Source organism: Hymenobacter monticola, assembly GCF_022811645.1.
Taxonomy (GTDB): Bacteria; Bacteroidota; Bacteroidia; order Cytophagales; family Hymenobacteraceae; genus Hymenobacter; species Hymenobacter monticola.
The window spans coordinates 1324530-1351251 of record NZ_CP094534.1 but is presented as its reverse complement, the minus strand read 5'-3'; the positions used below and the strand labels follow the sequence as shown (position 1 = coordinate 1351251).

General features: G+C 63.0%; 21 protein-coding genes. 13 read left to right on the top strand and 8 right to left on the bottom strand.

Annotated features, from left to right (window positions below; all coding sequences use genetic code 11):
- Window positions 1-153 precede the first annotated feature (153 nt).
- The 3 genes from MTP16_RS05720 (at window position 154) to MTP16_RS05710 (ending at window position 3678) form a co-directional block, all read left to right on the top strand.
- On the top strand, window positions 154-1911 hold the full coding sequence (locus MTP16_RS05720) for a hypothetical protein (RefSeq protein ID WP_243516680.1): 1758 nt from the start codon (window positions 154-156) through the stop codon (window positions 1909-1911).
- Between the two features lie 128 nt (window positions 1912-2039).
- Window positions 2040-2831 (top strand): SDR family oxidoreductase, encoded by a 792-nt coding sequence (locus tag MTP16_RS05715; RefSeq protein WP_243516679.1) that lies wholly within the window; start codon window positions 2040-2042, stop codon window positions 2829-2831.
- 121 nt (window positions 2832-2952) lie between these two features.
- A complete protein-coding gene (locus tag MTP16_RS05710) occupies window positions 2953-3678 on the top strand; it encodes a glycosyltransferase family 2 protein (RefSeq protein ID WP_243516677.1) in 726 nt (241 codons plus the stop codon).
- 11 nt (window positions 3679-3689) lie between these two features.
- Here MTP16_RS05710 and MTP16_RS05705 read toward each other — a convergent pair whose 3' ends face one another.
- Window positions 3690-5027 (bottom strand): hypothetical protein, encoded by a 1338-nt coding sequence (locus MTP16_RS05705; RefSeq protein ID WP_243516675.1) that lies wholly within the window; start codon window positions 5025-5027, stop codon window positions 3690-3692.
- Window positions 5028-5191: 164 nt separating this feature from the next.
- Window positions 5192-5734, bottom strand: coding sequence for a carbohydrate binding domain-containing protein (locus MTP16_RS05700; protein ID WP_243516673.1), 543 nt, complete (start codon window positions 5732-5734; stop codon window positions 5192-5194).
- A 129-nt stretch (window positions 5735-5863) separates the two neighbouring features.
- On the opposite strand from MTP16_RS05700, the gene MTP16_RS05695 reads away from it, so the two are divergent.
- Window positions 5864-7075 (top strand): acyltransferase family protein, encoded by a 1212-nt coding sequence (locus MTP16_RS05695; RefSeq protein ID WP_243516671.1) that lies wholly within the window; start codon window positions 5864-5866, stop codon window positions 7073-7075.
- On the opposite strand, the gene MTP16_RS05690 is transcribed toward MTP16_RS05695, so the two are convergent.
- The gene (locus MTP16_RS05690; RefSeq protein WP_243516669.1) at window positions 7059-8456 is read right to left on the bottom strand and encodes a glycoside hydrolase family 16 protein; all 1398 of its coding nucleotides are present in this window, start codon (window positions 8454-8456) and stop codon (window positions 7059-7061) included. The two genes, MTP16_RS05695 and MTP16_RS05690, sit on opposite strands and share 17 nt — an antisense overlap.
- Window positions 8457-9000: 544 nt before the next feature.
- Here MTP16_RS05690 and MTP16_RS05685 point away from each other — a divergent pair.
- Complete coding sequence (locus MTP16_RS05685; RefSeq protein WP_243516666.1) at window positions 9001-11364, top strand: glycosyltransferase family 39 protein; 2364 nt, start codon at window positions 9001-9003, stop codon at window positions 11362-11364.
- Window positions 11365-11375: 11 nt separating this feature from the next.
- Here MTP16_RS05685 and MTP16_RS05680 read toward each other — a convergent pair whose 3' ends face one another.
- Together MTP16_RS05680 and MTP16_RS05675 are read right to left on the bottom strand one after the other, a co-directional pair.
- The gene (locus tag MTP16_RS05680; protein ID WP_243516664.1) at window positions 11376-13307 is read right to left on the bottom strand and encodes a hypothetical protein; all 1932 of its coding nucleotides are present in this window, start codon (window positions 13305-13307) and stop codon (window positions 11376-11378) included.
- A gap of 150 nt (window positions 13308-13457) precedes the next feature.
- The gene (locus tag MTP16_RS05675; protein ID WP_243516662.1) at window positions 13458-14261 is read right to left on the bottom strand and encodes a dolichyl-phosphate beta-glucosyltransferase; all 804 of its coding nucleotides are present in this window, start codon (window positions 14259-14261) and stop codon (window positions 13458-13460) included.
- A 320-nt stretch (window positions 14262-14581) separates the two neighbouring features.
- Between MTP16_RS05675 and MTP16_RS05670 the strand changes: the two genes are divergently transcribed.
- The gene (locus MTP16_RS05670) at window positions 14582-16024 is read left to right on the top strand and encodes an aldehyde dehydrogenase (protein WP_243516660.1); all 1443 of its coding nucleotides are present in this window, start codon (window positions 14582-14584) and stop codon (window positions 16022-16024) included.
- Window positions 16009-16401: a hypothetical protein gene (locus MTP16_RS05665; RefSeq protein WP_243516658.1), complete on the top strand. Its 393-nt coding sequence runs from the start codon at window positions 16009-16011 to the stop codon at window positions 16399-16401. The genes MTP16_RS05670 and MTP16_RS05665 overlap by 16 nt, the downstream gene beginning before the upstream one ends.
- On the opposite strand, the gene MTP16_RS05660 is transcribed toward MTP16_RS05665, so the two are convergent.
- Window positions 16384-16992 carry a Uma2 family endonuclease gene (locus MTP16_RS05660; protein WP_243516656.1) on the bottom strand — a complete coding sequence of 203 codons (609 nt, stop codon included), beginning with the start codon at window positions 16990-16992 and terminating at the stop codon, window positions 16384-16386. The two genes, MTP16_RS05665 and MTP16_RS05660, sit on opposite strands and share 18 nt — an antisense overlap.
- A gap of 90 nt (window positions 16993-17082) precedes the next feature.
- On the opposite strand from MTP16_RS05660, the gene MTP16_RS05655 reads away from it, so the two are divergent.
- The 6 genes from MTP16_RS05655 (at window position 17083) to rfbA (ending at window position 23372) form a co-directional block, all read left to right on the top strand.
- On the top strand, window positions 17083-17709 hold the full coding sequence (locus tag MTP16_RS05655) for an acyltransferase (protein WP_243516653.1): 627 nt from the start codon (window positions 17083-17085) through the stop codon (window positions 17707-17709).
- Window positions 17710-17713: 4 nt separating this feature from the next.
- Window positions 17714-19009, top strand: a complete 1296-nt coding sequence (locus tag MTP16_RS05650) for a nucleotide sugar dehydrogenase (protein ID WP_243516650.1) — start codon at window positions 17714-17716, stop codon at window positions 19007-19009.
- Between the two features lie 120 nt (window positions 19010-19129).
- Window positions 19130-20152, top strand: a complete 1023-nt coding sequence (galE, locus tag MTP16_RS05645; RefSeq protein WP_243516648.1) for a UDP-glucose 4-epimerase GalE — start codon at window positions 19130-19132, stop codon at window positions 20150-20152.
- A 91-nt stretch (window positions 20153-20243) separates the two neighbouring features.
- On the top strand, window positions 20244-21299 hold the full coding sequence (gene rfbB / locus MTP16_RS05640; RefSeq protein WP_243516646.1) for a dTDP-glucose 4,6-dehydratase: 1056 nt from the start codon (window positions 20244-20246) through the stop codon (window positions 21297-21299).
- A gap of 100 nt (window positions 21300-21399) precedes the next feature.
- On the top strand, window positions 21400-22407 hold the full coding sequence (locus MTP16_RS05635) for an SDR family oxidoreductase (protein ID WP_243516645.1): 1008 nt from the start codon (window positions 21400-21402) through the stop codon (window positions 22405-22407).
- Between the two features lie 86 nt (window positions 22408-22493).
- Complete coding sequence (gene rfbA / locus MTP16_RS05630) at window positions 22494-23372, top strand: glucose-1-phosphate thymidylyltransferase RfbA (RefSeq protein WP_243516643.1); 879 nt, start codon at window positions 22494-22496, stop codon at window positions 23370-23372.
- 98 nt (window positions 23373-23470) lie between these two features.
- On the opposite strand, the gene MTP16_RS05625 is transcribed toward rfbA, so the two are convergent.
- Entirely contained in the window at window positions 23471-25129 is a 1659-nt protein-coding gene (locus MTP16_RS05625; protein ID WP_243516640.1) for an FAD-dependent oxidoreductase, read from the bottom strand.
- A 151-nt stretch (window positions 25130-25280) separates the two neighbouring features.
- Window positions 25281-26678: a sensor histidine kinase gene (locus tag MTP16_RS05620; protein ID WP_243516639.1), complete on the bottom strand. Its 1398-nt coding sequence runs from the start codon at window positions 26676-26678 to the stop codon at window positions 25281-25283.
- Between the last annotated feature and the right edge of the window lie 44 nt (window positions 26679-26722).

Sequence of the window (26722 nt, the reverse complement as noted above, 5' to 3'; positions counted from 1 at the left end):
CCAAGCGCCCCCGCGCACCCCCCACGTCCAGCCCTCACCCCTTGGCCGAGGGCGCTGCTTATTGGACAGTGGCGGAACGGGCTGGCACGTAGGCAACGGCGGTCTAGAAGGACATATTTCTCAGTGCGGCCACGGCCACCTGCTTTGCATCCGATGAGAAACGGCTTGCGACTGGCGCTGCTCACGGCCTTCTACGGCTTGCTGTTCCTCATTTTCACTTGGCCGCTGGCGGCGCATTTCACGTCGGAGATGCTGGTGGTGCCGGGGCACGACTCGTATATGTATCCCTGGAACACTTGGCACTTCCGCATGGCGGTGCAAACCGGCCAGCCCGTGTTCCGCACCGACTACCTGTTCTACCCCACCGGTGCCTGGCTCATCCTGCACACCTACACGCCCATCATCGGCCTCATCAGCCTGCTGGTGAATAACGACCTGCTGGCGCTCAACATCGGCCTGCTGCTGAGCTACGCGCTGTCGGGGGCCGGGGCCTGCCTGCTGGCCCGCCGCTGGCTGCGCAGCCCGGTGCTGGCGCTGCTGGCCGGCTTCATCTTCGCCTACTCGCCCTACAAGCTGCAGCGCCTGGCCGAGCACTACAACCTCGTGCTCACGGCCACGGTGCCTTTCTACGTGCTGGCTTTTCTGAATGCGTTTGAATTTCAGGAAAAGAAGCTGCTGCCGCGCGTGCGCAGTTGGGGCGCGGTGGCCTGGTGCGCGGTGCTGGGCTTCGTCACCCTGCTCAGCGACTATTACGTGCTGTTCGGGCTACTGTATTTCTCGCTGGCGTATGCGACGTGGTACTGGCTGGCGCTGGGGCGCATCCGGTGGCGGGAGTGGCGCACCTGGGCTTGGCTGGGCGGCATCCTGGTGCTGAGCCACGTCCTAATTCGGCTGCTGCGCCGCTGGGGCGTGGAAGACAACGGCGGCTTCTGGTGGGGCGGCGACGTGGTCGATTTCATCATGCCGCCGCCCACCAGCCGGTTTGTGTACTGGGACTGGGCCGCCCGGCTCTACCACAATCCCAAGGTGTTCACCATGCCCGGCTCCTTGGAAAACACGCTGTTTATGGGCTACGCGCTGCCGCTGCTGGCCGTGGGGCTGTGGCTGCTGCGGCGGGCGCACCGCCGGCCGCTCTCGGCCGTGGCGCAGGACGCCCAAGGCCGGCCGCTGGCCTGGGTGCTGCTGTTTTTCGTGCTGCTCACGCTGCCCGCCCTGCGCCTCTACGGCCACGACACGCTGCACCTTCCCACCGCCCTGCTACACTTCGTGCCCTTTTTCAACAACATCCGCTGCCCCACCCGCTGGATTATGATGGTGGGGCTGTTTCTGCCCATTCTCACTTTCAGCGCCCTGGAGGCGGCCTGGCCCGCGCGCCTGCCCGCCGCGGCGCGCACGGCGCTGAGCCTGCTGCTGGTGGGTTTGGTGCTGTTCGAATACTGGCCGCGGCCCTACGAGCGCACCTCGGCCGCCGCCGTGCCGCGCGTGTACCACGAAGTGGCCAAGCTGCCCGGCAAAACGATGATTCCGGTGCCACTGGGCATTGCCAGCGGTTACCGCGAGGTGGGCTACTTCGACCGGGGCCACCTGTTCTACCAAACCGTGCACCACAAGAAAGTGCCCGTGGGCTTCATGGCGCGCGTACCCGCCGAGGTGTTCGAGGCCCTGCAAAATGACCCCGTGCTGGGCGCCCTGCTCCAGCGCCAAACCAAGCCCGACACCATCCAGCCCGCGCAGCCCACCGCCCCGCAGGTGCAGGCCTTCCTGCGCCAGTACGACCCAGCGGCTTTCGTCATCAACCCCGATTTCCGCGACCAGCCGGTCCACCTGTTTCTGCGGCAGCTGCTCATGCCCTACGGCTACCGCGAGCAGCTGGTGGATGGCTACGTACTGCTGACGCCGCCCGGAAAGTAAGAACGAGTACCCCGAATCTCCGCTTCGGAACGTGCGAACATCATCGTTCAACGCGAGCCGAAGCGGAGCTTGGGGTACTCGTGCTGATGCGGCGCCTTCGATTACACAACCAATAACTCTCCCCAAATATGTACCTCTCCCTAGAAAATCGCCGGGCCCTGGTGGGCGGCAGCACCCAGGGCATTGGCCGCGCCGTGGCCGAGGCCCTGGCCGAAAGCGGCTGCGCCATCACCCTGCTGGCCCGCAACGAAGACCGCCTGCGCGAGGTGGCCGCTGCCCTGCCCACGCCCGCCGGCCAAGCACACGACTACCTCGTGGCCGATTTCGACGACCCCAGCCACGTGGCCGAGGTAGTGCAAGGCTACCTCGCACATCATCCGGCAGGCTTCCATATTCTGGTGAACAACACCGGCGGCCCGGCCGGCGGCCCCTTGCTGGAAGCGTCGGTAGATGCGCTGCGAGTGGCCTTCAACCAGCACGTCATCTGCAACCACTTGCTGGCGCAGGCCCTGGTGCCGGGCATGAAGGCCGCCGGTTTCGGGCGCATCATCAACATCATCAGCACTTCCGTCAAGATTCCGCTGCCGGGCCTGGGTGTGAGCAACACCATTCGCGGTGCGGTGGCCAGCTGGGCCAAAACCCTGGCCAACGAGCTTGGCCCGCAGGGCATCACGGTGAACAACGTGCTGCCCGGCGCCACCCTCACCCAGCGCCACCACTCGCTGGTGGAGAAAAAAGCCGCCCAAACCGGCCAGCCTGCCGACGCCATCGAGGCCGACATGCTGCGTACCATCCCGGCCCGCCGCTTTGGCCTGGCCGAGGAGGTGGCGGCGGCCGTGGCTTTCCTGGCTTCGCCGGCCGCCGGCTACATCAACGGTACCAGCGTGCCCGTGGACGGCGGCCGCACCGGCAGCCTCTGATGCTTGGTTTGATGAGGAATGAAGAAGGAGAAGATATTCCAGCTGTAATTCTTCATTCCTCATCAAGCCAAGCATCAGCGTTTACCTTTGCTATTCCCTTGCCCTGCCGAGCTATCTTCTTGTGGTAAAATTCGACACGCTTTCCATCGTCATCCCTGTCTACAACGAGGCCCGCACCATTCACCAGATTCTGGATTTGCTGCGCGAGCTGAAGCTGGTGAATAACATCGGCAAGGAAATCATCCTCGTCAACGACTGTTCCACCGATGCCTCGGCCGACACCATTCGGGCCTACGCCGCGCGCTACCCCGAAATGGGCCTACGCCTGCTGGAGCATGCCGTAAACCAAGGCAAAGGCGCCGCGCTGCACACCGGCATCCGCGAAGCCACCGGCGACTACGTCATCATTCAGGACGCCGACTTGGAATACGACCCCGAAGAGTACAACCTGCTCATTGGACCCGTGCTGAAGGGCTTTGCCGACGTGGTATTTGGTTCGCGCTTCATGGGCGGCAACCCGCACCGGGTGCTGTTTTTCTGGCACAGCATCGGCAACGCCTGGCTCACCTTTCTCTCCAACATGTGCACCGACCTGAACCTGACGGACATGGAAACGTGCTACAAGATGTTCCGGCGCGACATCGTGCAGGGCCTGAAGCTGGAAGAAAAACGCTTCGGCTTCGAGCCCGAAGTAACCGCCAAAGTGGCCCGCGTGCCCGATGTCCGCATCTACGAAGTGGGCATCAGCTACTACGGCCGCACCTACGCCGAGGGCAAAAAAATAGGCTGGCGCGACGGCTTCCGCGCCATCTACTGCATCCTGAAATACGGCCTGCTGGGGCAGTAGCCACCCGCGGCTTACTCCGAAACCAGGGGTTGCGGCGCCTCGGTTCGGCTCAGCTGCACAGTGATGAGTACCAGAAACACCGACATGAACAGGCCCAGGGTGCACAGGTAGGCGTAGGGCACCTGCAGGAAAGCGTAGAACGTGGCCAGGTATAGCTTCAGGATAATCACCACGTAGAGCCGGTAGTCGGTGCGGGGCGTGCGCTGGCGCACGTAGCCCACGGCTGCGGCCACCACCACCGTCAGCAGCATGGCGATGTGCACGGTTTTGAGAAGGTTAATTTTCTCCTTGAGTTCCCCGTGGGCGTATTCGTAAAAGAATGCCGCAAAGCCCAGGCCATTATAGGGGTGAATGGGCAGGCCGTCCTCCCCCAGGTGCTTCCATTCGTACACGGCGGCGTCGGTGTACGAGCGTTGCACCTCCATAAACAAGCCCCAGTTGTGCGACAGGTAGGGCACGATGTAGAAGGCGACGACGCCCAGCACCACAGTGCCAATAATCAACAGCGCGTTTTTCCGCGAGTCGTAGAAAAACATCAGGCCCAGGTACAGCGGTGCCCATATCACCAGCGAGTAGCGCGAGAGCACGCACAGCAGCAGCGCCGCCGCCTGCAAGGGCCAGGACCGCAGCAGGATGCCCACCACGAGCAGCGAGTAGTAGCCCAGCATCATGTACTCGACGGTGATGCCCACGTACCCCCACAGCGTGGTGACGAGGGCGTAGAACACCCCAAACGGCAGCCCGGCCAGCAGCAGGGTTTGCAGCCAGGGCTGGCGCAGGCGCCACAGCAGGTACTCGTACAGCAGCACGCCCAGCAGAAAGATGCCCCAGGCCACAAACCGGTAGTCGAACCCCAGCCACTCGGCCAGAATAAACGGAAACCAGGTGCCGGGCAGGTAGGCCGGTAACTCAAAGTAGCCCAGCTCCCACGTCATGGGCGCATACACCTCGGCCCCCGCCAGCCAGCGCCGGGCGTAGGCCTGCAGGGCAGGAATGATGTCGGCAAATTCCAGAATGGGCCGGAAATTCCGGATTTCGCGCTTCACCAGGTTGGTATTGTACCAGCCGCCCGCAATGGCCCCGGTCAGCAGCGCCACCAGGCGCGGCCAGATGGCGCGGTCCCGGGCCGCAACAACGGCCGGCGGCAGCACCCATTCGCGGCCCCGCACCAGCGCCAGGGTGCTGAAGGTGAGCGCAATGGCCAGGCCGTACAGCACAATCGGGCTGATGTAAGGCCCGAAGTAATTGCGCTGCCAGGTGAAGAGCACCAGTTCGGCGGCGAAAAGGGCGTACACCAGGTACTGAATGCCGTTTCGGGACGAGCCTGTGGAGCGGGAAGAGCGAATCATAGCGCATGGCGGCTGCAGCAACGCAGCGCCCGGCGCCAACGGCACCGCGAGCTCTGGGCTGCCCAAAAATGGATAAAGCAAAAAGGCACCACCCCGGCCCCCGGGCCCGGAACAGCTCTAAAGCCGCTTCGGGCCCGGGAGCCGGTGTGGTGCCGCAGTCAGCGTTAGGGACGCAGAAACTGGATATCGTCGAGGTAGGCCACGTTTTGCGACCCGCCGCTCCAGAGGTACACGTACAGTTTGTAGTTTGGACCCACGTTGGCCGGCAGGGTGAAGGTTTTTTCCACTTCCTGCCAGTCGTTACGCTTCTTCACCATCTTATCCAGTCCCATGGCGTCCCACATGGCCGGCTTAGCGCCGGGCGTGGCGGGGTCTACCAGGCTGGTTACGATGCTCGTCGCAGTGGGCCCACTGGGCACGTACACCCAAGCCTTTACCTTGATTTGGTTGAGGCGGGTGGAGCTGAGCTTGCCCAGCGTGCCGATGAACCCGTTGCTGTACTCAATGCCCGGTCCTACGTGCACGGAATAAGCGCCGGAGTGGGCCTTCTCCTTCGTCAACGACGGCTGCGGGACATCGCCCATCCAGCCGTCCATCTGTTCAAAATCGTTGCCCGTGAGAAGATTTGCCGGCCGCGAGCCACCGTCTTTATCGCCGCAACCAGCCAGCGCAGCTGCTGTCAGCAGGAGCAGGGTATATTTTTTCATATAAAAAGATTGAAACAAACGCTTTTGTAGCAATGCAAAGGTATGGCGCAACGCGACATAGCCGCACAATTTGGCCGGCCGAATAGTGGTTGGATTGTACTTTAGGGGTCAATTTACTTTGCCCGTACCGTGTCAGCTCTTTCCGCCGCTACTACTCCGCCCGACGGCACCGCCTCCACGGCGGTCCCTTACTTCCAGCCCCTCGACATCATTCGTTTTGTAGCCGCGCTGCTCATCGTCATCACGCACAGCTACGAGCACTGGATAGATGTGCCGCAGGTGGCTGCTGCCATGACTGATTGGGGCGGGCAAATGGCGTGGTGGGCCACCAAGCTCAAGCTGTTTGTGGGCAGCTTCAACGTTGGGGTCGATATTTTCTTCCTGATGAGCGGCTTTCTCATCACTTACCTGCTGCTGGTCGAAAAGGAGCGCTACGCCCGCATCGACATCAAAAGCTTCTACATGCGCCGGGTGTTGCGCATTTGGCCCCTCTACTATTTCTGCGTGTTCATGGCCCCGGTGCTCACGCACTACTACGACGAGCCGGCCGCCAAAATGCAGGCGCACCTGCTGTTTCTGGGCAATTTCAACCTGGCCAAGCACGGCTGGAGCTCCACGGCCGTCAACCACCTGTGGTCCATCTGCATCGAAGAGCATTTCTACCTGGTGTGGCCGTTGCTCATTGCTTTCGTGCCCCGGCCCAAGCTCACCACCGTGTTCGGGGGCGTTATTTTCCTCAGCTTCCTCGCACGGCTGTACTATTTCTACTTCGTGCCCGACTCCTACATGTATTTGTACCTGAACACCCTGTGCCGGTGGGATATACTGGCCATGGGCGCTTTGTTTGCCTACGCCCATTTCTACGGCTACCAGTTGCCGCGGGTGCCTTCCACCGTCCGCTGGATGATTTACGGCGCCGCGCTGCTGGTTTTTGCCGGCGACGCCTACGGCAACTGGGACAATGTTTTTCTGGTCTCGTTCAAGAAGTACATGTTTATGAGCGTCGTTGCCTTCTTCATCGGCAACGTCCTCTTCAACCCCGATTCGGCCGTGCAGTGGCGCGAGCGCACCATCTTCCACTACTTTGGCAAGATTTCCTACGGCATCTACATGTTTCACGGCTTCGTGATTTTTCTGTTTGCCCGCATTTTTCCCTCGTTTCACACCCCGCTGTTCATTTTTTGGGTGGTCCTGACGACGCTGGTCGTTTCAGCGGCTTCCTACGAGTTGGTCGAAAAGCCCATCTTGCGCCTGAAAAAGTACTTCGACGCCTTCCGCCGGCAGCGCACGCCGGTGGCCGCCCCGCTGCCGGCCACCGAGCCGGTTAGTGTGCCGGGGTAGTCGCGTCGGCTTCGGCCGGAGCGGCGGGCAAGGCCAGCCAATCGGCGGAAAATACGTGCTCGGTGGGCTGGCCCAGCTGGTACACAGTTTGGCGCACCTCCCGGGCGCCGGCCCAAAGGCGGAGCGCATAGGTCCCCGGCGGCAGCGTGGGCCAGCGGAGCTCCCAGGCCGGCGCGGGCGCCTGCTCGCCGCTGCGCACCGGCCGGCCGCACAGGTCGTACAGCGTCCAGCGCAGCGCCGAGCGGCCGCTGTCGGGCGAGGCCACCCAGTGGCGCGCCGTGCCCGCATCGTTGAACCCCACCATGGGGGCCAGCCAGCGGCCCCGTGCGGGCAGCGGCAACGAGGAAAAATCGGCCGGGTTGCGGTTGACGGCGAGCTCCAGCCGGGGGCGCTGGCCGGGGCGCTCGGCCCAGCGCCAGCGCTGCTCGGGCGCGTCGGCCCCCAGCACGCCGGCGGTGGCGTGTGGAAAGCGCAGAATGCCCGGCGCGGGGGGCACCGGCGCCACCGGCGGGCGGGCCACGGCGCGGCGCGGCTGCCGGTACACCCGGATGTAGTCGATGTCGAGCGCCGCGGCCGAGTCCTGCGCCCACGAGGCCATGCCCAGGTTGGAAATGACGTCGAGGGGGCAGCCCAGCGGCAGCAGCCGGGTTTCGTGCCGAATGGCGATGCCATCGAAGTAATACACCAGCTCCCGGGCCTTCCAGCTCAGGGCGTAGGTGTGCAGGCTGTCGGGAAGACGGCCGAGGCCGTTCCAGTAGAAGAAGCTCTGTGAGGCCTCGTTGGCAATGCCCGGCGGCCCCAGCCGCCAGAACTCGTGGCTCCAGAGAATGATGTTGTTGCTAATGACTTCCGGGGCCCCGCCCGCCTCAAAAACGTCTACCTCATCCGGGTCGCCATAAAGCCAGAAAGCCGAGGACGAAGTCTTGGCCCGGGGCAGGCGGCAGCGCATCTCAAACAAGCCATACGTGAAGCCCGTCCGATTGCCGTCGCAGCCCGGAATGACCAGCGAGTCCTTGCTCGTCCGGTTGAACAGCATGCCCGAGTTGTAGCTCAGCTGGCGCACCGGGCCGTTGCCCACGCGATACGGCCGGGGCGTGGCCCGGCGCTGGGCGCGCAGGTGCAGCAGGCCCGCCGCATCCACGGTCACTTGCTCGCCGGTGTAGTACTGGGCTTCAGCGCCGCCCAGGTTGCGCCCCCAGGGGTAGGCAAACTGCCAGTGGTCGGCCACCACGCTGCTGTCGCCGGGGGTGTTGAATTCGTTGGCCCAATAGAGTTGCCAGTCGGCGTGGCGCAGGGTGTCGGCCAGGGCCTGGCTGTGCCCGGCACCCGGCATCAGCATCAGCCGAACAACGAGCAGCGCGAGCAGAAAACGTTTCGTCATAGTGGGCAATGCGGAGGCAGTTGGTGGGGCGAATGCAGGGAGAGGGCAGGCGTCTGGCAGACTACTGGCGGCGGTAGGGGGCGGCCCGGCACCGGTTGCCGCCGCCAGCAGGCTCTTTTCTGGCTGGGCACAGGCGGTGGCAAACCCGTTTTACGGCCGAATGCGCTGCCCGAATCGGGTTAGGGGTTGTAAATTGCAGCGAGCTATTTATGCCCCAAAAAATAGCCATTCCTGGTATCCGGATACAAACCAACGCTGCGTAGAAGATTTTGATGTGCTTGGCCCCGGCTGCACCCCTCCACGCGGGGCTGCCCCATTTCTGCTTTATGACACAAACATCCGCCTGGAGCAGCTGTGCGCTGGTTGGGGAGGGCCCTCTCCGAACGACGGCCCACGACACCGGGTTGTGGCCGGCGCCGAAAGCTGCTGGCGGGCGCAGGGGCAGGCAGGTGGGCAACCCAAGCCCCCATAGCACCATGAGTGCCCTCGCCGGCGCCACAGTTGGTGCTGGGTCAACGATTTTCGACGGAGCCAACTTTCAAAGATGATAACTAGACTACGCCAGTTCTGGCGCCAGCACCCCGAGCGCATCACCATAGCGGCCCTTTTGCTCACCCACATTGCGGTGATGTGCGTGCTATTCGGCAATGTGCTGTGGCATCCGGGGGCTTACATGCTGGCCCCCGGAGGCGATGGCATCAAGAACTATTACGCGCTGCTCTACTATGTGCTCTACGACCATGGCACGCAATTCACCGGCATGCACTACCCCTACGGGGAGTTGTTCATCTACACCGATGGGTTTCCGTTGCTGGCTTGGGGGCTGAAAGTCTGGAAAAGCATGTTTGGCATCAGTGGCAGCGGGGTGGTGGCGGCCATGAACCTGACGGTGCTGCTGTCTTCGCTGCCTGCTTCTGTCCTGGTGTATGCGCTACTGCGGCGAAGCTTGGTGGGCCGGGTGTTTGCGGCGGGTGCGGCCCTGGCTATTGTCTTTTTATCGCCCCAGTTTCTACGCACCACTGGGCACTTCTCCCTGGCGCTTCCCTTCGTGGTGCCTTTGCTGTGGTATTTGCAGGTGCGGCTGAGCACGCCCGGCGCGCGGCGCGGCCGGTGGTGGGCCGGGTACGTGTTGGCGGGCATTCTGCTGGGATTTCTGCACCCTTACTATTTGCTGCACGCTTTCTTACTGCCGGTGGCTACGGCCGCCGTGCTGGTCCTGCAGCAGCTGGGCCGCCAGCGCGATTGGTGGCGCTTGCCGGCGTGGCTGCTCACGGCCGGCGCGGCCCCGCTGCTGGTGTTCCAAATCCTCATCGCCCTGCTCGATTCCGTGCACGACCGGCCCACCAACCCTTACGGCCTGCTGGTGTTCCGCGCCAATTTTGCCAGTGTGTTCGGGCCGGCAGTCGAGCCCTTCAACGCAGCCTTCCAATTCATTTTCAAGAGCGAAACAGCTATTCCCGAGGGGGTGAGCTACGTGGGGTTGCCGGTTGTCTTGGCCTTGCTGTTCTGGGTTTTCCGGGCCGCGGGGTACTTGCTGCGGCGGCGGCCGGGGCGGGTGCTGCGGCCGTCGCTGCCCGCGCCGTTGCGCGCCACGGCCTGGGCTGTAGTGCCCATTCTGCTGTTTGCCATGGCCTGGCCGTTCATCTTCGAACCGTTCGCCGGCTTGCCGGATTTGCTGCCCGCCATCAAGCAGTTCCGGGCCCTGGGGCGCTTTGCGTGGCTGTTCTATTTTGTGATGGGGGTGTGGGCCGCCGTGCAATACTGGCAGCTGCACCGGCTGCTGCGGCAGCGCCGCCTGGCGCGCCTCGGCGCCTTGCTGCTGCTGGTAGTCGTAGGCATTTGGGGTATGGAGGCCAAGTACCAGTTGAACTGGGTGGTGCCCATGTTTGCCCACAACGAGGTGGCCGACGACTTTCTCTGCGTCAACGAGGGCTATGTGGATGCGCTGGGCCAAGCCGGGCGCTATGCCGACAACTTCCAGGCTATCATGCCCTTGCCCTATTATTCGGTGGGGTCTGAGAAGTTTGGCCTGGAGCCTACCCAAACGGAAAGCTACGAGAGCTTCCGCGCCTCGCTGAACCTGCACCTGCCGCTGGCTGCCACCATGATACCGCGCACCGGCATCGAGCAAACGTTGCATCTGATGGAGCTGTTTGCTTCCGACCTCACCCCAAAAAGGTGGCTCCGCGAAGTGCCCGACGCGCGCCCCTTGCTGGTGGTGGCCTCGGCCGTCGATTCGCTTCGTCCGGCCGAAACTGCCTTGATTCGGCGGGGAGGCAAGCTGCTGGGCCGCTACCGGCAGGTGAAGCTTTACGAGCTGCCCCTGAGCGCCTTCGCCACCACCCGCCCGGAACAGGAGCAAAAAAAGTTTACTGAACAGCAAGCCGGGCTGTTACGTGAAGGCCCGCTGTGGCGCACCCAACCCGGCGCCGCCGTTGTGTGGCAGTCGTTTGAACAGGAACAGGCCCCCGGCGCCGTCGGCTTTACCCAGCCCGGTGCAGCGCATGTCGACAAAGGCGTGCTGCCCCTCTTCGAAGGCACATTGCCCAATGCGCTGCCCGTCGACAGTGCCACCTATGAGCTGAGTGTATGGGCTTATGCCAAGGGCAAGGATTGGCTGCCCATCATCAATTACTGGCAATTCACTCCCGATGGCCAGCAGGTGGCCTACGCGAGCGAGCTCCTGAACCAACGCACGGAAATCAGCGGCAGCTGGGTGCGGTACAGCACCATCATTCACCTGACCAACCCGGCCAACCGCATCAAGGTAGAGCTAACGGGCAACGACGTCATTGCCGATGACCTACTGATTCGTCCCCGCACCACCAATGTGTATTGGCTGGACAGCGCGGGCCACCCGGTACTCAACGGCATTCCGCTGGTTTCAAATACTTCCCAAGCGCATTAACTCGTTGCGCCTTAGCGCGGCGCCGGTCCGGCGGGCTGGCCCTTCGGAAACCACTCGTACAACGACTGGCTGCCCTGGTGGCCGATGCGCACCATGTGCTGCTCGCGGATGAACGCCGGTGCGCGCTCGAACACCGCCCGCATGGTGGGCCGGTCGCGGAGCATGTCGCGGTAGTAGTTGTTGCGCCCGTCGTAATACGCCGTGTCCAGGTACACGAGAATCGGCCGTTGGTCGAGGCGTTCGAGCAGGGCCGGGGAGGGGCCACCGGGCTGAAAGACCGAATACAGCGCCTCGGCTTGGCCGCTGATGGCGCGAGCAGCCTTGTGCGACATCAGCGGCAGCCCCGATACCATCGAAAGCTGGTAGCTGGTGTTGCAGAGCGCATCGTCGGGGTCCAGGTTCAGGTTGGTGGGCTCGCTGTCCCAGTCGGTGCCCACGTGGTAGAAAGGGATGGGCAAAATGGCTTGGTACCGGTCCTTGGCGGGCCAGCCCAACAGCGTCCGCACCGGCGAGTCATCGCCGGGCCACAGCAGGTTGGCGGCCTGGGCCTGCGTGCGGTAGAAGTGCGTGGCGTTCACCGTGTCGACCACCAGCAGGGCTACCAGCACCAGCAGCGCCCAGCGCAACCGCGGGATGAAGCGCCAGCGGGCCACGTACCAGCTAAAGCCCAGCACCACCGCCCACCAGAACGGCCAGATAAACCGGCCCAGCGCCCGGAACTGCGTCACGCGGTCCGTCACCTTGTGCAGCCAGCGAAACACGTTCAGGTAGTTGTGCAGCACGTAGCCGCCGTTGTCGAGGTCGATGTTTTCGCCCAACGCAATGAAGGCCATGGGCACGCTGGCCAGCAGCAGGCATTTCAGGAAGCCTTCCGTGGCATCGGCCGAGGGCTGGGGCAGGCGGGCCTCGGCCGGCAGGCGCTTGATGAGCAGCAAGATGGCCACCAGCAGCAGCCCAAACAGCACGAAGCTGCCAAGGTAGGCCGACGACTCGTAGGGCACGTACGACGTGCGTTCCAGCGGAAACTGGACCTTGTTGTAGATGTAGCCCTTGAACAAAGCCGTGAACTGGAAGCGCCACTCTATCCAGTCGTAGCCGTTGCTGCCCACGGGCCGCTCATGAATGCGCGGGTCCAGGGCCTGCAGCAAGCCCCAGGTGAGGGCCACCGCGCCCACGGCCACGCCCGCCGTGCCCAGCAGCAGCGGGCGCCACGGGCGCTGGGCGCGCACGCTCTGGTAAATGAGCACCAGCACGAAGAAGCCCAGCGTGCCCAGCATGAGCGGTAGGTAGTAGAAGTGAATCCAGGCGGCCAGCACAATGCCCACGAGCAGCACCACAAACTGCCGGGCCAGCGGCAAGCCGGCGCGCCAGGCGGCGTACAGCACTTGCAGGCGCCACAGCACAAACAGCATGGCCGGCGTGTAGGTCAGGTTCATGTGGCCCACGTTCAGGCGCACGGCCTGCGGGTTGAGCCAGGGCAGAGCCACGGCCAGCAGCACCGTGAACCAGGCCGGCAACCCCAGCCGGTGCAAAATCAGCACCAGCAGGCCCGTACTGATAACGAGGCTCGAAAGAATGAACAGGTCGTAGATATATAGGCCGTAGGGTGACAGCGCGGGCACGGCCTGCACTAGCGCGTGCAGCGGCGCCACCACGATGGGGGCGCTGTCGGTGTAGTACATGTACTCGCCAAACGGGTAGTTGTGCCCGCGAACCAGCATGCCGTCGCCCATGGGCTGCCGCAGGAAGGCAGCAATGGAAAAGTACGACTTGATGCCGTCGTAGTGGTCCGACGTGGTGTATTTGCCCGGGTTGAACAGCAGCAGCGAATAGGTAAGCCCCAGCACCAGCGCCTGCAGCAACACGGCCGTCAGCCACACCTTGCGCAACGAAATGAATGGGTTATCGACTTTCCGAAACGCGGACAGGATAATGGCTTTCATAAAAAAGGGATGGGGCAGACGCAAACCGCCCGCAAGTTAGAACAGCCCTTTCGAACGGCTCAGTGGTCAAGGGGCGAACCTCTCAACGCCAGCAGCTTCCAGAAAGGCCCGCAAACCGGACAAATGCCGTCCGGAGCCGGCCCCAACTTATCAGGACGGCAGCCGCTCGCTCTTTGGGGCTGCCCCGGGCTGGGCCAGCGCCGCGCGTGTGCGACGCAAGGCCTCGTCGTAGGCGCCGCGCGCGGCGCGGCGCCGGAGCTGGTACAGCTCCCGAAACCCGTCTAGCCCGCTGAACAGCCCCACCTTGCTGCCAGCGGCATCGTCCCAGCGCACGGGCCGCTCCAGTAGGCGCAGGCCGGCTTTGTGGGCCAGGTAAATCAGTTCCACATCGAAGCCGAACCGGTCGAGCACCGCGCCTTCCACCACGGGCCGGCACACGGCCAGGCGGAAGGCCTTGAAGCCGCACTGCGTATCCGCGTAGGGCAGGCCGGTGGCCCACTGCATAATCTGGTTGAAAACGCGGCCGCTGTACTCGCGCAGCCACGGCTGGTGCACGCCGATGAGGCTGCGGTCGAGGGCGCGCGAGCCGAATACCACGTCGTAGTTGCCGTCCAGAATGGGGTCGACCACCTTGTGCAGCTCCTCGATGGGCGTCGACAGGTCGGCGTCCGAAAACAGGGCCACCGTGCCGGTAGCGGCCAGCAGGCCTTGGCGCACGGCATAGCCCTTGCCCCGGTTGGTGGGGTAGCTGATGAGGCGCATGGCCACGGGGCCGGGGTGAGCCGCAAAGTAGCTTTCCACCACGTGGCCGGTGTCGTCTGTCGAGCCGTCGCTCACCACAATCAGCTCGCTGCTGAACGGCTGCGCGTGCAGGTAAACCAGCACCTGCTCAAGGGTGCGGCCCACTCGCGTGGCTTCGTTATAGGCCGGAATGATGACGGAAAGGACAGGCAAGTGAAACAGGAGCAGACGGCGCCAAACGGCGCAAAGACAGAAAAAAGCAACGCTACAAAGCTAACGCTTACGCTTCCCTTTTTCGTCCTCTTTTTTTTAAAGCCGGGACATCGGGTAAACTGCCTCCCATCGATGGCGCGGACGCGCTTTTATCCGGGCATTTCCAAGGTTCTTCTACCAGCTCCCAACCGCTCGGACCGCCCCTGTCGCTTATGCTTCATGCGGCGGGTAACCAGCTGTTCTTGCTACCATGTGGGAGCGCCGCCGGCTCCGGCAATGGGAGGGCATCGTTAGCTTTGCTCCTGCCCATTCCCCTGCTTATGCTGCGCATTCAGAACTACATCAACGGCCTGCTGGTGGCCCCGCAGGCCGGCCGCTACCTCGACAACATCGAGCCCGCCACCGGCCAGGTCTACGGCCAGATTCCCGACTCCGGCCCCGAGGACGTGGCCGCCGCCGTGGCCGCCGCCGAAGCCGCCCTGCCCGCCTGGCGCGCCCTGCCCGCCGAGGACCGCGGCCGCCTGCTGGTGAAAATAGCCGACCTCATCGACGCCAACCTGGACCGCCTGGCCCGCGCCGAAAGCCAGGACAACGGCAAGCCCCTCAGCCTGGCCCGGGTAATGGACATTCCGCGAGCCGCCTCCAACTTCCACTTTTTTGGCACCGCCGCCGGCCACTTCGCCACCGAGGCCCACGTGCAGGAAGGCGTGGCCGTGAACTACACCGTGCGCCACCCCGTGGGCGTGGTAGGCTGCATCTCACCCTGGAACCTGCCGCTCTACCTCTTCACCTGGAAAATAGCGCCGGCCTTGGCCGTGGGCTGCTGCGTGGTGGCCAAGCCCTCTGAGATTACGCCGGCTACCGCCTTTTTGCTGAGCGAGCTGTGCATCGAAGCAGGCCTGCCAGCGGGTGTGCTCAACATCGTGCACGGCAACGGGCCAAACTGCGGGCAGGCCATCGTGGAGCATCCAGGAATCAAGGCCATCAGCTTCACGGGCGGCACGGCTACGGGGCGGCACCTGGCCGCTACGGCCGCGCCCATGTTCAAGAAGCTCAGCCTGGAGCTAGGCGGCAAAAACCCGAATATCATTTTCGCCGACTGCGACCTGGCCGCGGCCGTGGCTACCAGTATCCGCAGCAGCTTCGCCAACCAGGGCCAGATTTGCCTCTGCGGCTCCCGCATCTTCGTGGAGCGCCCCATCTACGAGGCCTTCAAAACCGAGTTTCTGCAGCAGCTCAAGGACCAGCGAATCGGCGACCCGCTGGAAGCCGAAACCAAGCAGGGCGCGCTGGTGAGCGAGGCGCACCTGAACAAAGTGCTGGCTTACATCAAGCTGGCGCACGACGAAGGCGGCATCCTGCTGGCCGGCGGCCACCGCGCCACCGTGCCCGGCCGTTGCGAAAACGGCTACTTTCTCGAACCCACGGTTTTCGAAAACCTACCGTTCGACTGCCGCACCAACCAGGAGGAAATCTTCGGCCCCGTCGTCACCCTCACGCCCTTCGATACCGACGAGGAAGCCCTGATGATGGCCAACAGCACCGATTACGGCCTCTCGGCTACGCTTTGGACGCGCGACCTGCAGCGCGCGCACCGCGTGGCGCACCAACTGCACAGCGGCATCGTGTGGGTAAATACCTGGCTGCACCGCGACCTGCGTACGCCCTTCGGCGGCATGAAAAACTCCGGCGTGGGCCGCGAGGGCGGACTGGAAGCGCTGCGGTTTTTCACCGAGGCGCAGAATGTGTGCGTGAAGCTGTGAGTTATTACTGGTCCTCTCTTGATTGGCTCGCGGCCAAATGGCATAAGCTTGCTTACGGTCTACGGTTTGCAGTGTTCTTCGGCTTGGCCCTCGGTTTCCATTGCTACTGGTTTGCAGAAGCACAGAGAATGGTCAACCGAATGAAGCCGCCGAATATTTCGGGGGAAAATGGGTTTGAAGCTGCCTACATACCCGCTTATGCCGACCATTCGGTAGCATACGGCTGGGCCACATTGGTGGTAGGCTGGCTGTTGATTGGACTGTGCTTGTGGTATGCAAAACGCCAAAACCTGCGCGCTGAGAGTAATGGTATGCTGGTCGCGAGCCTTTTAGCAACGCCAATTGAATTATTTGCCGGACTATTCTTTAGTCTCTAAATCGAACTCAACCCCCGCATACACCTCCGCCAGCGGCACCTGGCAGACTATGCTGCTCAGGTCCAGCACGGCGCTGAGGTCGCGGGTTTCGGTGTATATCCAGCGGCCCAGCTCGTCCAGAGTATAGATTTCGGCGTGCACCTCCTCGGAGCTGAGCATAAGGTACTGGCGCAGGCTATCAATATGCCGGTAGAGCGCGAACTTCTCGTAATGGTCACGCTCAGCAGTCGAGGCTGACGTCACTTCTACTACCAGCACCGGATTGGTCAAGGACCGGGGCTTCACCTCATCGGAAAGCATAGGAGTGCCGCAAATCACCACCGTGTCGGGATACAGATAGCCAGAGCGGTTTTTCGTTTGCACCCGCAAGTCGCTCATATTGGCTTTGCAGCCTTTCCCGCGCAACTGTGGGCCGATAACCTGATTGAGATTGTAGTTGATGTCGTTGTGGGTCATCTCGGCGCCTGTCATGGCCCACACGCGGCCGTTGGCGTACTCGTGCCTGGTTTCGGCTTCGAGTTCGAGCGCGAGGTAGTCATCAGCTGAAACGTAAGCCAATTCTTCAGGAAGTTTGAACGTGGGCAGGCCCATGATGCAGTCGAATTGAGGGAATTACCCAAAAGTACGAACCCAACCCCCGCCCCGTCTTACCTTTGCGGCTTCAATCCCTTGCTTGCCCGCATGCCGCATTCTACGCCCGATTACTACGCCCATCCCACCGCCGTCCTCGACGAGGGCTGCCACGTGGGCCGGGGCAGCCGCGTGTGGCACTTCTGCCACGTCTCGGCCGGGGCCGACATTGGCGAGGATTGCAACCTGGGCCAGAACGTGTTCGTGGCCGACGGCGTGGTGCTGGGCCGCAACGTGAAGGTGCAAAACAACGTGAGCCTCTACGGCGGCGTCATTTGCGAAGACGACGTGTTTCTGGGCCCGTCGGTGGTGTTCACCAACGTGAAGAACCCGCGCAGTGCCGTGCCCCGCAAGGGCGCCGGCCAGTACCAAACTACTTACCTGGAGCAGGGCGTCACCATCGGGGCCAATGCCACCATTGTGTGCGGCACCCGGCTGGGGCGCTACGCCTTTGTGGGCGCGGGCAGCGTGGTCACGCACGACGTTCCGGCCTATGCGCTCGTATACGGCGCGCCCGCCCGGCCGCAGGGCTGGATGAGCGCCTACGGCCACCGCCTCACCTTCGACGCCAACCGCCAGGCCACCTGCCCCGAAAGCGGCGAACAATACGAGCTCAGCGCCGACGAACAATCGGTGCGCCCGCTCCTCAAAACTGAAAAACGAACCTCGAAAATCTAACTACGTGTACGACCAACTATTGCGCAAAGAGGCCACCCTGGCCGTCATCGGCCTCGGCTACGTGGGCTTGCCCATCGCCCTCGAATTCGCGAAAAAGCTGAAGGTCACCGGCTTCGACATCAACGCCGGCCGCGTGGCCCAGATGAAGCAAGGCATCGACCCCAGCGGCGAGCTGGAAAAAGAAGCCTTCGACGGCTGCGACATTACCTTCACCGATTCGCTGGAAGTGCTGCGCCAGGCGCAGTTCTACATTGTGGCCGTGCCCACGCCCATCGACGAGCACGCCATGCCCGACCTCAAGCCGCTGCTCGGCGCCTCGTCGTCGGTGGGCAAGGTGCTGAAAAAGGGCGATTACGTGGTGTTTGAAAGCACCGTGTACCCCGGCTGCACCGAGGAAGACTGCATCCCGGTGATGGAGCGCCTCTCTGGCCTGAAGTTCCCGAACGATTTTAAAGTGGGCTACTCGCCCGAGCGCATCAACCCCGGCGACAAGGAGCACACGCTCACGAGCATCGTGAAAGTGGTGGCCGGCTGCGACGACGAAAGCCTCGACGTCATTGCCAAGGTCTACGAGCTGGTGGTGCAGGCCGGCGTGCACCGCGCCAGCAGCATCCGGGTAGCCGAGGCCGCTAAAATCATCGAAAACACCCAGCGCGATGTCAATATCGCCCTGATGAACGAGCTGTCGATGATTTTCGACCGCATGAACATCAATACTTACGAGGTGCTCGAAGCTGCCGGCACCAAATGGAACTTCCTCAAGTTCAGCCCCGGTCTGGTGGGCGGCCACTGCATCGGCGTCGACCCTTACTACCTGACCTACAAGGCCAAGGAGCTGGGTTATGATGCCAAGGTGATTTTGAGCGGCCGCACCACCAACGACAACATGGGGGCATACATCGCCCGCAAAACGGTGCAAATGATGATTAAGAAGGGCAAGGACGTGGCCAAAAGCCGCGTGCTGGTGATGGGCGCCACCTTCAAGGAGAACGTGGAGGACATCCGCAACTCCAAGGTGGCCGACGTGATTCAGGAGTTGAAAAACTTCTCCGTCAACGTCGACATCGTGGACCCGCACGCCGACTCCAACGAGCTGCACCACGAATACGGCTTCCGCCTGACACACAACGACGATGTGCGCAAAGACTACGACGCCGTGATTGTGGCCGTGAGCCACAAGCCCTACGCCGAAAAGGACGAGGCCTACTTCCAGTCCATCACCTCCGACAACGCCGTGTTGGTCGACATCAAAGGCCTGTATCGCGGCAAGATGAAGGACCTGCAGTACTGGAGCCTGTAATCGGGTACTTGGTTGTTGGTGCTTGGTGCTTGGCTCTCCATGAGCTAATGACATCTTCCAAGTACTAACTATTACAATGCCAAGCACCAAGCACCAAGCACCAACAACTAAGCACCAAAAATGAACAAGATTCTCGTGACCGGCGGTGCCGGCTATATTGGCTCCCACGCGGTGGTAGAGCTGGCCCAGGCTGGTTTTCAACCCGTTATTGTCGACGATTTCAGCAACTCGCAGGAGTCGGCAGTGGCAGGCATTGAGGCCATTCTGGGCGCGAAGGTGCCCACCTACCGCATTGACTGCGGCGACGCAGCAGCGTTGCGGCAGGTGTTTGAGACGGAGAAGGACATCAAGGGCGTCATTCACTTCGCGGCCTTCAAGGCGGTAGGCGAGTCGGTGCAGAAGCCGCTGGCTTACTTCCAGAACAACGTGGGCTCGCTGCTTACGCTACTGGAAGTGATGAAGGCGCAAGGCGTTGAAAACCTGGTGTTCTCGTCCTCGTGTACCGTGTACGGCATCCCCGACGCGCTGCCCGTGACGGAAGCCACGCCCACCAAGCCGGCCTCGTCGCCCTACGGCCGCACCAAGCAGATGTGTGAAGACATTGTGCACGACGTGGCCGGCGCGCCCGACAACCAGATTCGCACCATCCTGCTGCGCTACTTCAACCCGATTGGGGCGCACGAGTCGGCCAAGATTGGCGAGCTGCCCCTAGGCGTGCCCAACAACCTGGTGCCCTTCATCACCCAGACGGCTGCCGGCATCCGCGAGAAGCTGACCATCTACGGCAACGACTACGACACGCCCGACGGCACCAACATCCGCGACTACATCCACGTGGTGGACCTGGCCAAGGCGCACGTGGTGGCCGTGCAGCGCCTGCTCGACCGCAAGGCCGCCGACACCGTGGAAACCTTCAACGTGGGCACCGGCCACGGCAACTCGGTGCTAGAGGTGGTGCAGGCCTTCGAGAAAGCCAGCGGCCAGAGGCTGAACTACAGCATCGGCCCGCGCCGCCCCGGCGACGTGCCCGCCATCTACGCCGATGCCACGAAGGCTGAGCAGGTGCTGGGCTTCAAAACCGAAACTTCGCTGGCCGATTCGCTGGCCAGTGCCTGGAAGTGGCAGCAAACATTGGCGAAATAGTGAGATGGCGAAATGGTGAGCTGATGTTCTAACACACCGCCATTTAGCCTTCTCCTAACTCACCATTTCACCATATCACTATCTCTCCTTTATGAAAATCCTCATCACCGGCGGCGCCGGCTTCATTGGCTCCCACGTGGTTCGGCTCTTCGTCACGAAGTACCCCGAGTACCAGATTCTCAACCTCGATGCGCTGACTTACGCCGGCAACCTGGAAAACCTGCGCGACATTGAAAACGCGTCGAACTACAAGTTCATCAAGGGCGACATCGCCGACCAGAACTTCATCGACCAGCTGTTTGCCAACGAGGAGCCCGACGCGGTGATTCACCTCGCGGCTGAGTCGCACGTCGACCGCAGCATCACCGACCCCATGGCGTTTGTGAAAACCAACGTCATCGGCACGGTGAATTTGCTGAATGCCGCGCGCCACCTCTGGCAGCCCGGCGGCTACGAGGGCCACGTGTTCTACCACGTGAGCACCGACGAGGTATACGGCTCGCTGGATTTCGGCCCCGAGATGTTCACCGAGGAAACTAGCTACGACCCCCGCTCGCCCTACTCGGCCTCCAAAGCCAGCTCAGACCACTTTGTGCGGGCCTGGCACCACACCTACGGCCTGCCCATTAAGCTGAGCAATTGCTCGAACAACTACGGCCCCAACCACTTCCCCGAGAAGCTGATTCCGCTGGCCATTCACCGCTTGCGCACCGGCCAGCCGGTGCCCGTGTACGGCAAGGGCGAGAACGTGCGCGACTGGCTGTTTGTGAAAGACCACGCCACGGCCATCGACGCGGTGTTCCACAAGGGCAAAAACGGCGATACCTACAACATCGGCGGCGTGAACGAGTGGCAGAACCTGAAGCTCATCGAGCTGCTCTGCGACGTGGTGGACCAGAAAACCGGCCAGGAAGTGGGCACCTCGCGCAAGCTCATCAAGTTCGTGACCGACCGCGCCGGCCACGACATGCGCTACGCCATCGACTCTTCGAAAATCATGAACGAGCTGGGCTGGAAGCCCTCCGTGACCTTCGAGCAGGGCTTGGCCCAGACCGTGGACTGGTACCTCGAAAACGAGGAGTGGCTCAACAGCGTAACCAGCGGCGCCTACCAAGACTACAACGCCAAGCAGTACGCGGGGCGCTAGAAGTTTTGAGTGTTGAGGTTTGAATGTTGAGTTTGTCTTCAAATTCAACTCTTTAAATCTTTCACTCAAAACTCAACATTCAAAACTCAACATTCCCAAAGTGTACGAATCCCCTTTCCACGAGCTGCCGCTCGACAACCTGATTTTTCTAGTGACCGGCGGCGCGGGCTTCATTGGCTCCAACATCGTGGAGTATCTGCTGAAATACGGCGTCAAAAAAGTGCGGACGCTGGATAACTACTCCAACGGCTTCCGCAAAAACCTGGCGCTGTTTACGGGCGATGACCGGCTCGAAATTCTGGACGGCGACATTCGTGACGCGGCCGTGTGCGCCAACGCCTGCGAAGGCGTGGACGTGGTGCTGCACGAGGCCGCCCTGGGCTCGGTGCCGCGTTCCATCAAGGACCCGGTGCTGACCAACGACGTGAACGTGGGCGGCTTCGTGCAGATGCTGACGGCCGCCAAGAACGCGGGCGTGAAGCGCTTCGTGTACGCAGCCAGCAGCTCAACCTACGGCGACCACCCCGGCCTGCCCAAAGTGGAAGACCGGATTGGCAAGCCGCTCTCGCCTTATGCCGTGACCAAGTACGCCAACGAGCTGTACGCTGACGTGTTTGCCCGTACCTACGGCATGGAAATCATTGGCCTGCGCTACTTCAACATCTTCGGCCCGCGCCAGGACCCGGGTGGGGCTTACGCGGCTGTGATTCCGCTGTTTATCGACGCCATTCTGCGCAACGAGGCCCCCACGCTCAACGGCGACGGTGGCCAGACCCGCGACTTCACCTTCGTGGAAAACTGCGTGGAAGCTAACATCCGCGCCGCGCTGGTGACGAACCCCGAAGCCCTGGGCCAAGTCTACAACATTGCCGTGGGCGACCGCACCTCGCTGGTGCAGATGTACGACATCCTGCGCGAAGAAGCTGGCTCCGATTTGGCGCCGAAGTTTGGCCCTGACCGCGCCGGTGATATCCGCGACTCGCTGGCCGATATTTCCAAGGCCCGCAACCTACTGGGCTACAACCCGCAGGTGCGCATCCGCGAAGGCCTGCGCCAGACGCTGGAGTGGTTCAAGGCCAATCAGGGCTTCATTCAGGAAAGAAATTAAATTGTAGCCTGGACTCTGCGAGTCCGGGCATGAGTCAACTTCCCCGATGCCCGGACTCGCAGAGTCCAGGCTACAATTCCAATTATATGAAAGGCATTATCCTCGCCGGCGGCTCCGGCACCCGCTTGCACCCGCTCACGCTGGCCGTCTCGAAGCAGCTCATGCCCGTGTACGACAAGCCAATGATTTACTATCCGCTGTCGATTCTGCTGTCGGCTGGCATTCGGGAAGTACTCATCATCACCACGCCGCACGACCAGGCGCAGTTCAAAAAGCTGCTGGGCGACGGCAAGAGCCTAGGCTGCGATTTTCAGTACGTGGTGCAGGAAGTGCCCAATGGCCTTGCCCAGGCCTTTGTGCTGGGCGCTGATTTCATCGGCAAAGACAAGGTGGCGCTGGTGCTCGGCGACAATATTTTCTACGGCGCCGGCCTCTCGGAGCTGCTGAAAGCCAACAACGACCCGCAGGGCGGCGTGGTGTTCGCCTACCACGTGCACGACCCCGAGCGCTACGGCGTGGTCGAGTTCGACGAGAATAAGAAGGCCCTCAGCATTGAGGAAAAGCCGGCCCAACCCAAGAGCAACTACGCCGTGCCGGGCCTGTATTTCTACGACAACGACGTGGTAGAAATCGCCAAAAACCTGGAAATGAGCCCGCGCGGCGAGTACGAAATCACCGACGTTAACCGCGAGTATCTGCGCCGTGGCACGCTGAAAGTGGGCATCCTGGGCCGCGGCACCGCTTGGCTCGACACCGGCACTTTCGAAAGCCTGATGCAGGCCGGCGAATTTGTGAAGGTGATTGAGCAGCGCCAGGGCCTGAAAGTGGGTTCCATTGAGGAGGCTGCCTACCGCCAGGGCTTCATCGACGCCGACCAGCTCCGCGCCATTGCCGCCCCGCTGCGCAAAAGCGGCTACGGCGACTACCTGATGAACCTGCCCGAACAGCTGATGCTGGAGGAGTAGTTTTTTAGGGCAGGAGGGTAAGAGGGTAGGGGGGTAGGAGTTATGCAGTATTTGCCAAACTCCTACCCCCCTACCCTCTTACCCTCCTGCCCTAAGTTTTACTCATCAAGGTACTGGTGCACGAACTTGATAGCCATGCTGCCCTCGCCCACGGCCGAGGCCACGCGGGCCATGGCGCCGGCGCGGCTGTCGCCGGCCGAGAAGATGCCGGGCACGCAGGTTTCGAGCAGGTAGGGCTCCCGTTCTTTCTTCCAGATTTGGGGGTAGCGCGGGTCCGTCACCAGGTCGCGGCCGGTGAGGACGTAGCCTTTGCCGTCGCACACCACTTGTTCGCACACCCATTCGGTGCTAGGCTTGGCGCCGATGAAGACGAAGAGGGCGCGGGCCTCGCGCTTTTCCACGGTGCCGTTGATGTCGACCATCACGGCTTCGAGGTGGTCCTGGCCGCACACTTCCTTGATTTGCGAGAAGGGCATCAACACGATGTTAGGCGTGTTGCGAATCTGCTCGATGAGGTAGGCCGACATGCTGGCGGCCAGGTTAGCGCCGCGAATGACGATGTAGACGTTGCGGGCGTAGGTGGCTAGGTACATGGCCGCCTGACCGGCCGAGTTGCCGCCGCCCACGATGTATACGTCCTGCTGGTCGCAGCTGCGGGCCTCGGTGCGGGCCGCGCCGTAGTACACGCCCGCGCCGCTGAGGCGGTCCATGCCCGGCACGTCGAGGGTGCGGTAGCTCACGCCGGTGGTCAGCACCACGGCTTTGGTTTTGACCTCACGGCCGTCGCTGAGGGTGAGCACCTTGTAGCCATCCTGAATGCAGAGGTCGGTAACTTCCTGCGGCGCCAGGAGCTCGGCACCGAGGCGCACGGCTTGCGTCCACGCGCGGTGGGCCAGCTCGGCGCCGCTCAGGCCGGTGGGGAAGCCCAGGTAGTTTTCGATGCGCGAGCTGGTGCCGGCCTGTCCGCCGGGCGTCTGGCGCTCGATGATGAGCGTGCGCAGGCCCTCGCTGGCGCCGTACACGGCGGCGGCCAGGCCGCTGGGGCCGGCGCCCACTACCACCACGTCGTACATGTCCTGCAGGGGCTGGTTGGCGATGTTCAGGTGATTGGCCAGGTCGGCTTTGCTGGGGTTGGCCACGGCTTTGCCGTCGGCGCAGATGATGAGCGGCAAGTCGGTGGGCTCGAAGCCGCGAGTTTTCACCAGGGCCTGGGCTTCGGGGCTGGTTTCGTAGTCGAGCCACTGGTAGCCCACCATGTAGCCACTGAGGAAATCCTTGAGTTCGTGCGACAGCGGCGACCATTGGAACCCGATGAGCCGGATGCCGTCGTAGCGCGGCTTGTTGGTGGCCTGCCAAGCAGCCAGCAGGTCGTGCAGGGTGGGGTAGAGCAGGGTTTCGGGCGGGTCCCAAGGCTTCATCAGGTAATGGTCGAGCCGGGCCGAGTTGATGGCGCGCACGGCCGCTTCGGTGTCGGCGTAGGCCGTGAGCAGCACGCGCTTGGCATCGGGGAAAAACTCGCGCGAGGCCGTGAGCAGCTCCACGCCTTCGAGCTGGGGCATGCGCTGGTCGGCCAGAATCAGGGCCATTGGCTCTTCCTTAGCGTGCAGCTCCTTGATGGTTTCGAGGGCTTCGGGGCCGGAGTTGACGCGCAGGATGCGGTAGTCCTGGCTGAACTCCTGACGCAGGTCGCGGGCAATGGCGGCCAGCACCTGCGGGTCGTCGTCGACGGCGAGAATGATGGGTTTAGCGGTGGCCATGGTTCATGGTTTAAAAGTTCTGACGTTGACGCCTCACCCCCTGACCCCCTCTCCTCAGGGAGAGGGGGCACCGGTTATGCGCGTAAGAGTCGACTGGCACCCCTCTCCTTAGGGAGAGGGGCCGGGGGTGAGGCGTCACGCTTGGGCGGCATCACCCCACCGGCAGCCAGGCGCAAAACTCGGTACGGCCGGGCTTGGAATCAACATCGAGCCGGCCATCGTGCTGATGAATGATGCGCTGCGCGATGTCGAGCCCCAGGCCCGAACCATCGCCGGCCTGCTTGGTGGTGTAGAAGGGCTCAAAGATGTGCGGCAAAACCTCGGCCGGGATGCCCGTACCGTTATCAATGAGAAACACGCGCACAAAATCGCCCTCGCGGCGGGTGCGGAGCGTGATTTCGCCACCCTGGGCGGGCAGGGCGTCGATGGCGTTGTCGAGCAGGTTGGTCCACACCTGGTTGAGGCTGCTCACCTGGCCGCGAATCTGAGGCAGGTCGGGGGCGTAGTCGCGGGTGAGGTGCACGTTTTTCTGGCGCAGCTGGAAGCCCAGCATGTTCAGAGTGCTGTCGAGGCCGGTGGTCACGTCGAGGGGCTCGAAGCCGCCGGCGCGGTCCATGTGCGAGTAGGTTTTCACGTCGGCCACCAGCTTGCTGATGCGGCCACCAGCCTCCTGCACGTCGCGCACCAGCTGCATGGTGGTGAGCTGGCCTTCGAGCCAGGCGAAGGCGGCCGGGCGGGCGGCTGGCGGCAGCAGGGCGGCCACCGGCGCCAGGGCTTCCACGGTCACGCCGGCTTCGAGCAGGGCGGGGGCCAGGTGGTAGCCGTCGGGCGCGCCCTGCTCGGTGAGCCAGTCGGCCAGCTCGTCCTCGCGGTTGGCCCGCTCCAGGGCCGACATCGCAGCGGGCGCCGCCTCGCCCGGCACGGCCAGGCCGGTGAGGGCGCGCATGGCCTCGGGCGAGGGGCAGTGGCCCACCAGCTCCACAAACAGGCCGGGCTTGGCCGCTGCGCGCTGGGCCAGGGCCTGGCCGGCGCGGGCAATGGCGGCGGCGGGGTTGTTGAGCTCGTGGGCTAGGCCGGCCGAGAGCTTGCCCAGGGCGCGCAGCTTGTCGTCGCGCTCCTGCACGCGCACCTGGTCGCGGCTGCGGTCGTTCATCACGGCCACCAGGCGCTGGGTGAGCTCGGGGCTGGCCTGCTCCAGGGCCGGAAACTGGTCGCGGTGCAGGGTGTAGAGCAGGGTGTCGCCCACGGCCACGCCCTGGCCGGCCAGCACGCGCAGCCGCGAGTAGGGCAGCACGCCCGACACCTGCCCGGCCTCGACGCGAAACACGGGCTCGCGCTGGGCGCCCTTCACCTGGTAGAACTGGATGCCGCCCCGGATAACGGCCGTCATCAGCTCGGCCGGGGCGCCGGGCTCGAACAGGACTTCGCCAGAGGCGAGGGCGCGGCCTTCGCCGTGGGCGAGCAGCCAAGCCAGTGTTTCATCGGGCAGGCCGGCGAAGGCGGTGACGGCGGCCAGGTCGGCGGGGGTGAGGGGAGGAGCAGTCGGCATAGGACTATAACCCGGCGCGGGGTGCAATGTTGAGGCCGGCTGGG

Coding starts and splice junctions, on each gene's coding strand:
- MTP16_RS05620 (WP_243516639.1), bottom strand. CDS start 26,678: ATGCCGACTGCTCCTCCCCTCACCCCCGCCGACCTGGCCGCCGTCACC.
- MTP16_RS05685 (WP_243516666.1), top strand. CDS start 9,001: ATGATAACTAGACTACGCCAGTTCTGGCGCCAGCACCCCGAGCGCATC.
- rfbB (WP_243516646.1), top strand. CDS start 20,244: ATGAAAATCCTCATCACCGGCGGCGCCGGCTTCATTGGCTCCCACGTG.
- MTP16_RS05680 (WP_243516664.1), bottom strand. CDS start 13,307: ATGAAAGCCATTATCCTGTCCGCGTTTCGGAAAGTCGATAACCCATTC.
- MTP16_RS05705 (WP_243516675.1), bottom strand. CDS start 5,027: ATGATTCGCTCTTCCCGCTCCACAGGCTCGTCCCGAAACGGCATTCAG.
- MTP16_RS05720 (WP_243516680.1), top strand. CDS start 154: ATGAGAAACGGCTTGCGACTGGCGCTGCTCACGGCCTTCTACGGCTTG.
- MTP16_RS05660 (WP_243516656.1), bottom strand. CDS start 16,992: ATGGGCCTGCCCACGTTCAAACTTCCTGAAGAATTGGCTTACGTTTCA.
- MTP16_RS05700 (WP_243516673.1), bottom strand. CDS start 5,734: ATGAAAAAATATACCCTGCTCCTGCTGACAGCAGCTGCGCTGGCTGGT.
- MTP16_RS05715 (WP_243516679.1), top strand. CDS start 2,040: ATGTACCTCTCCCTAGAAAATCGCCGGGCCCTGGTGGGCGGCAGCACC.
- rfbA (WP_243516643.1), top strand. CDS start 22,494: ATGAAAGGCATTATCCTCGCCGGCGGCTCCGGCACCCGCTTGCACCCG.
- MTP16_RS05690 (WP_243516669.1), bottom strand. CDS start 8,456: ATGACGAAACGTTTTCTGCTCGCGCTGCTCGTTGTTCGGCTGATGCTG.
- galE (WP_243516648.1), top strand. CDS start 19,130: ATGAACAAGATTCTCGTGACCGGCGGTGCCGGCTATATTGGCTCCCAC.
- MTP16_RS05625 (WP_243516640.1), bottom strand. CDS start 25,129: ATGGCCACCGCTAAACCCATCATTCTCGCCGTCGACGACGACCCGCAG.
- MTP16_RS05670 (WP_243516660.1), top strand. CDS start 14,582: ATGCTGCGCATTCAGAACTACATCAACGGCCTGCTGGTGGCCCCGCAG.
- MTP16_RS05655 (WP_243516653.1), top strand. CDS start 17,083: ATGCCGCATTCTACGCCCGATTACTACGCCCATCCCACCGCCGTCCTC.